At 51.0% G+C, this 2500-nt stretch carries 1 rRNA gene (cut by a window edge); it reads left to right on the top strand.

Annotated features, from left to right (window positions below):
- Positions 1–2461 (top strand): 23S ribosomal RNA (locus ACYFDN_RS08730) (it extends 429 nt beyond the left edge of the window).
- Positions 2462–2500: the final 39 nt, after the last annotated feature.

Genomic DNA, 2500 nt, shown 5'->3' with positions numbered 1-2500 from the left:
CTGACCGATAGTGAACCAGTACCGTGAGGGAAAGGCGAAAAGAACCCCTGTGAGGGGAGTGAAATAGAACCTGAAACCGTATACGTACAAGCAGTGGGAGCCCCTTCGTGGGGTGACTGCGTACCTTTTGTATAATGGGTCAACGACTTAATTTCAGTAGCAAGGTTAAGCGAATAGCGGAGCCGTAGGGAAACCGAGTGTTAACTGCGCGCATAGTTGCTGGGATTAGACCCGAAACCCGGTGATCTAGCCATGGGCAGGTTGAAGATTGGGTAACACCAATTGGAGGACCGAACCGACTAATGTTGAAAAATTAGCGGATGACTTGTGGCTGGGGGTGAAAGGCCAATCAAACCGGGAGATAGCTGGTTCTCCTCGAAAGCTATTTAGGTAGCGCCTCGAGCGAATACTGATGGGGGTAGAGCACTGTTAAGGCTAGGGGGTCATCCCGACTTACCAACCCTTTGCAAACTCCGAATACCATCAAGTACTACTCGGGAGACACACGGCGGGTGCTAACGTCCGTCGTGGAAAGGGAAACAACCCAGACCGTCAGCTAAGGTCCCAAAGTGTATGTTAAGTGGGAAACGATGTGGGAAGGCTTAGACAGCCAGGATGTTGGCTTAGAAGCAGCCATCATTTAAAGAAAGCGTAATAGCTCACTGGTCGAGTCGGCCTGCGCGGAAGATGTAACGGGGCTAAACATACCACCGAAGCTACGGGAGCATGCTTGCATGCTCGGTAGAGGAGCGTTCTGTAAGCCGTTGAAGGTGGATCGTAAGGTCTGCTGGAGGTATCAGAAGTGCGAATGTTGACATGAGTAACGATAAAGGGGGTGAAAAGCCCCCTCGCCGAAAGACCAAGGTTTCCTGTCCAATGTTAATCAGGGCAGGGTGAGTCGGCCCCTAAGGCGAGACTGAAAAGTGTAGTCGATGGGAAACAGGTTAATATTCCTGTACTTCGTATAATTGCGATGGGAGGACGGAGAAGGCTAGGCCAGCGTGGCGATGGTTGTCCACGTGAAAGGCAGTAGGCGGTAAACTTAGGCAAATCCGGGTTTACATAACGCTGAGAGTTGATGACGAGTGTCTACGGACACGAAGTGGTTGATGCCCTGCTTCCAGGAAAAGTCTCTAAGCTTCAGATTATACGAAACCGTACCCCAAACCGACACAGGTGGTTGGGTAGAGAATACCAAGGCGCTTGAGAGAACTCGGGTGAAGGAACTAGGCAAAATGGTACCGTAACTTCGGGAGAAGGTACGCTCTTGATGGTGATGGGACTTGCTCCCTAAGCTGCTGAGAGTCGCAGATACCAGTTGGCTGCAACTGTTTATTAAAAACACAGCACTGTGCTAAATCGAAAGATGACGTATACGGTGTGACGCCTGCCCGGTGCCGGAAGGTTAATTGATGTGGTTAGCGTTCGCGCGAAGCTATTGATCGAAGCCCCGGTAAACGGCGGCCGTAACTATAACGGTCCTAAGGTAGCGAAATTCCTTGTCGGGTAAGTTCCGACCTGCACGAATGGCGTAATGATGGCCAAGCTGTCTCCACCCGAGACTCAGTGAAATTGAAATTGCCGTGAAGATGCGGTGTACCCGCGGCTAGACGGAAAGACCCCGTGAACCTTTACTACAGCTTGACACTGAACATTGACCCTACATGTGTAGGATAGGTGGGAGGCTTTGAAGCGTTGTCGCTAGATGACGTGGAGCCGACCTTGAAATACCACCCTTGTAGTGTTGATGTTCTAACGTTGGTCCCTTATCGGGATTGCGGACAGTGTCTGGTGGGTAGTTTGACTGGGGCGGTCTCCTCCCAAAGAGTAACGGAGGAGCACGAAGGTTGGCTAAGTATGGTCGGACATCATACGGTTAGTGCAATGGCATAAGCCAGCTTAACTGCGAGACAGACACGTCGAGCAGGTACGAAAGTAGGTCATAGTGATCCGGTGGTTCTGTATGGAAGGGCCATCGCTCAACGGATAAAAGGTACTCCGGGGATAACAGGCTGATACCGCCCAAGAGTTCATATCGACGGCGGTGTTTGGCACCTCGATGTCGGCTCATCACATCCTGGGGCTGAAGTCGGTCCCAAGGGTATGGCTGTTCGCCATTTAAAGTGGTACGCGAGCTGGGTTTAGAACGTCGTGAGACAGTTCGGTCCCTATCTGCCGTGGGCGTTTGAGAATTGAGGGGAGCTGCTCCTAGTACGAGAGGACCGGAGTGGACGAACCGCTGGTGTTTGGGTTGTTATGCCAATAGCATTGCCCAGTAGCTACGTTCGGAACTGATAACCGCTGAAAGCATCTAAGCGGGAAGCAGGCCTCGAGATTAATTCTCACTAGGACTTTAAGTCCTCTGAAGGGCCGTTGGAGACTACAACGTTGATAGGCAAGGTGTGTAAGTGCTGTGAGGCATTGAGCTAACTTGTACTAATTACCCGTGAGGCTTAACCATACAACACCTAAAGGGTGTTGCTTATAGATACTTTATTTT

Source organism: Agarivorans sp. D1326 (assembly GCF_056958115.1).
Note: the sequence above shows the minus strand (reverse complement) of the source record. Positions and strands in the feature narration are given on the sequence as shown.